The organism is uncultured Legionella sp. (assembly GCF_937871865.1).
GTDB lineage: Bacteria > Pseudomonadota > Gammaproteobacteria > Legionellales > Legionellaceae > Legionella.
Map to the genome: position 1 here is coordinate 1 of NZ_CALMPD010000311.1, position 3,530 is coordinate 3,530.

The following is a 3,530-nucleotide window of genomic DNA, read 5'->3' on the forward strand; positions in this document are numbered from 1 at the left end:
TTCTGCATCCAAAGACCGCTTTATCGATGTGCCAATAGTCACCTCTTTTGAAGAGCCCCGGCGATTTTTTTCGTCCCATTGTTCCAAACTCCTCTGCTTGGTTATCGCAGGACGACCACTACACTCGATATAATCGTCTACCCATGCGTCTAAATCAAGTCGATCAAATGCAATTCCCTGAATTCCCATTGGAACTTCGACCAAGTTAGGTCTGACATCTTTATTAAACCGATGACGATCCATACCTACGTAGGTTGGAGCATCTCTTAAGCGAATTAGTCGGGGGATTAGGTGAATATTGCCCATGATTTCTCAACTCCTGTAACTCATAAATCAAAATACTCGTTTCGAGTATTTATTAGAGCATAATGAGCACATCACTGCAAATATTTTTTTAGGCTATACCTGTAAGAATTTTATTTGTACAATGGCTATCAAATTCAATATAAGGAATATCAAATGAGTTTAATGGATAAACTTGAATATGCTGTGGGAAATGAGTATTTAATAAATAACAATGAGTTATTCTTAAATATCAATCAAAACAAACAAAAGCAGGCTAATGCCAATAAAATAGTTTCAATACAAAATTCCTACAAAGTTGATAGCAATACCATAGAGAATAAAAAACGAATTAATGCATAAACTTATAGTAGTAGGATCGGGAATAAAATCGATTTCCCATCTAACTGAAGAAACAAAACGTGTTATCCAAAATGCTGATAAGGTACTTTATCTTGTAAATGAAGATAATCTAAAACAATGGATTCAACGAGAAGCTAAAAACTCTGAATCGTTGGATACTATCTATTTTAGCTACGAAAAACGGGCTGAAGCCTATCAGGCACTAACAACTCATATCATTGAAGAATATAAACAGGCTTCAATTTTATGCGTTGTTTTTTACGGCCATCCTACCGTTTTTGCAGATTCTGCGCTTAATGCAGTGAGACAAATTAAACAGGATAACGGCGAAGCAATTATTTTACCTGCAATATCTTCCCAAGATTGCTTGTTTAGTGATCTAGAAATTGATCCGGGCGATCAGGGATGTTTTTCAATTGAAGCCACAGAATTGGTATTATTTGAACGGTGTCTTGATATTCATGCACATTTAATACTCTGGCAGGTAGCAAATTTTGGTAGAGCTGATGGGAAAAAAACTAATTACCTATCAATTTTAAAAGATTATCTGAGTAGCTACTATCCAGTAGATTACTCCATTTGTCTTTATGAAGCGCCCTCTCTTCCTACTTGCCCTCCCCGAATAGAATGGATACAACTTAGTAATCTCGAGCTATCCGCTATTTCTTCAATAACAACAGTATATATTCCGCCGCTCGAAAAAAAGGCCATTAGCAATAAATATCTGAAATTACTCGATTTGAAAATTGATGATTTAACCTTGAGTTGATAGATACTCTGATCGTTTTAATCTATACAAAACATGACCCATTAAAGGGCTACCTGTAGGTACTTTAGGGTTATCAAAATTATCTTCTAAATTGGTATGTAATCCAATCTTTTGCATTACTCGAATAGACGGCTTATTTAATTCGGATGTAAACGAGACAACTTCATCCAAATCTAGTTTTCTAAAAGCATAATCAAGGACTGCTTTGGCGGCCTCTGTTGCATAGCCTTGGTTCCAGTGTTTTGAAGATAAACGCCAACCAATTTCAATTGCTGGAGTGAAATGAGCTTGAAATGTTGCAGTAAATAAACCGACAAAACCTATCATCTCACTGGTATTTTTAATTTCAACAGCATATAGCGAGAAATTCTTTTCTTCTTGATGAGAGATGATTCTATCTATGAATGCAATAGTTTCTTCTCGCGTAGGTATGGCTGGAAAAAATCGCATTACATTTTGATCCTGGCTAATGCCAATTAAGGATTCCACATCATTTTCTTGAAAAGTTCGCATTAATAATCGTTCTGTTTCTAATATTCTCATCTGTATAGCCTTATTGTTTGCTTAATCTAACACACCCTCTAAATAACTTTGCATCGCTGGCAAATTGCGTTTTATCGCTACAATAGGAAAAAGCAAATCTGTTATCAGTACCTTCTAGTTCTTCAGAACTATTAATGCTCTTATTACTAGAAGATTTATAATGGTAAAAAGAAAATTCCGTTTGTTTACTTACATGATAAAGCAGACTTCCAAAAGCAGAACTGTTATCTGCAGTAAACTCCGATTGATAAGCCAATAACACATTTTTTAGCATTTCCAGTTCACTGTAAGCACTATTACTTTGATTGGTTTTAAAAGTATTAATCTTGGCAAAGGGACACTGTAAGGGATAGTAAACACTATCGGACTGTCCATTCAAGGCTGACGGAACCATAACCGTTGCGGTGTATTCTAAGTCGTAACATTCATTATAAATTTTCTGGATCGTCTTAACCGGAAAATATTGCTCGTCAATAGCTGGTTTCACACCAATACCTGAGCCCATGCAAATATTAAAAATATATTTTGCTGTATCCATGATAAATGGTGTAGGTCTGAAACGGTTAATACTTTTGGCACTGAGGAATAAATCGTTACAAGAAGCATCGTAAGTATTTTGGGTCAGCTTTTTCCTTAGTGACTCCGAGAAGTATAATTTCAGCTTAAGCCATTTATCATTATATTTAACTTCATTGATAAACTGCTCAGAAAAATAAAGAATCTCACTATGCCAGTTATTGGTGGTACTTTTATCCTTTAATATCTCTTTGAACACTAGGTAATGTTCATACGGAGACTTGGGCGCGGGAACAGCAACATTAAAATATTTCTGAATTCTCGCATGCTTTCTTTTGCAACCGATATTCGGTAATAGAAAGGAGGAAAGCGCTCCAGATGAGACAGAGAGCACATTATTATCTACAGTCTGATCCTCATCAAAAATAACCTGCATATTAAAAATTGCACCAGGCCCCTGGACACAGTCTGGAAAAATGCGTTCATCTTCACCAAAATAATGCCACTCACAAAATTTATCCAGAATTAACCCCAAAGGTAAGCTATTTTTGCCATAGCCCAGATGATTGAATAACTCGTTATCGGTGTGCTTGCTGTCAATTTTTTCCATTTGACCACTACTGGTGGGCAGATAAGCATGATTTTTAATACCGAAATGTTCACCAAATTTATAGCGAGCTACAAAGAATGGTATCTCTTTGTCAGGTTTAATTTCTTCAATGACACGATATATCGATTCGTTGACTTGTTTTACTTGAGGCTTAACTTCATCCCATGAAACTCTAGTAATTTTGTTCATTCCTAAACACCTATACAGCAATTTCAATTATCATCCATTGAAACTCAGGATAATTGCAAAAAGGGATTAAGTTTATCCATTTTTAATGATAGAGTCACCTTCCAAAATAGCTTTAGGGAAAAAATATGCTGTTATCAAAAGAAATGCCAAAAGGAATCATGCCACTATATCTAATACAGGCTTTTTCAACCTTTTCCTACGCGATTGTCATTCAGCACTCTAATAGGACCACTTAGTCATCACCTAAAGGGACCACCC

5 protein-coding genes are annotated in these 3,530 nt (G+C 35.7%); 2 read left to right on the plus strand and 3 right to left on the minus strand.

Annotated elements, in window-relative coordinates; all coding sequences use genetic code 11:
- A partial coding sequence (locus tag Q0495_RS16750) for a hypothetical protein (protein WP_298628477.1) occupies window positions 1-306 on the minus strand: 306 nt, incomplete at its 3' end.
- Between the two features lie 153 nt (window positions 307-459).
- On the opposite strand from Q0495_RS16750, the gene Q0495_RS16755 reads away from it, so the two are divergent.
- Together Q0495_RS16755 and Q0495_RS16760 are read left to right on the plus strand one after the other, a co-directional pair.
- Window positions 460-645 (plus strand): hypothetical protein, encoded by a 186-nt coding sequence (locus Q0495_RS16755; protein ID WP_298628480.1) that lies wholly within the window; start codon window positions 460-462, stop codon window positions 643-645.
- Window positions 638-1,414, plus strand: coding sequence for an SAM-dependent methyltransferase (locus Q0495_RS16760; protein WP_298628483.1), 777 nt, complete (start codon window positions 638-640; stop codon window positions 1,412-1,414). The genes Q0495_RS16755 and Q0495_RS16760 overlap by 8 nt, the downstream gene beginning before the upstream one ends.
- Here Q0495_RS16760 and Q0495_RS16765 read toward each other — a convergent pair.
- Complete coding sequence (locus tag Q0495_RS16765) at window positions 1,400-1,957, minus strand: GNAT family N-acetyltransferase (RefSeq protein WP_298628485.1); 558 nt, start codon at window positions 1,955-1,957, stop codon at window positions 1,400-1,402. The genes Q0495_RS16760 and Q0495_RS16765 overlap by 15 nt on opposite strands.
- Before the next feature lie 10 nt (window positions 1,958-1,967).
- Window positions 1,968-3,272: a hypothetical protein gene (locus tag Q0495_RS16770; RefSeq protein ID WP_298628488.1), complete on the minus strand. Its 1,305-nt coding sequence runs from the start codon at window positions 3,270-3,272 to the stop codon at window positions 1,968-1,970.
- Window positions 3,273-3,530 lie beyond the last annotated feature (258 nt).

Coding starts and splice junctions, on each gene's coding strand:
- Q0495_RS16755 (WP_298628480.1), top strand. CDS start 460: ATGAGTTTAATGGATAAACTTGAATATGCTGTGGGAAATGAGTATTTA.
- Q0495_RS16760 (WP_298628483.1), top strand. CDS start 638: ATGCATAAACTTATAGTAGTAGGATCGGGAATAAAATCGATTTCCCAT.
- Q0495_RS16765 (WP_298628485.1), bottom strand. CDS start 1,957: ATGAGAATATTAGAAACAGAACGATTATTAATGCGAACTTTTCAAGAA.
- Q0495_RS16770 (WP_298628488.1), bottom strand. CDS start 3,272: ATGAACAAAATTACTAGAGTTTCATGGGATGAAGTTAAGCCTCAAGTA.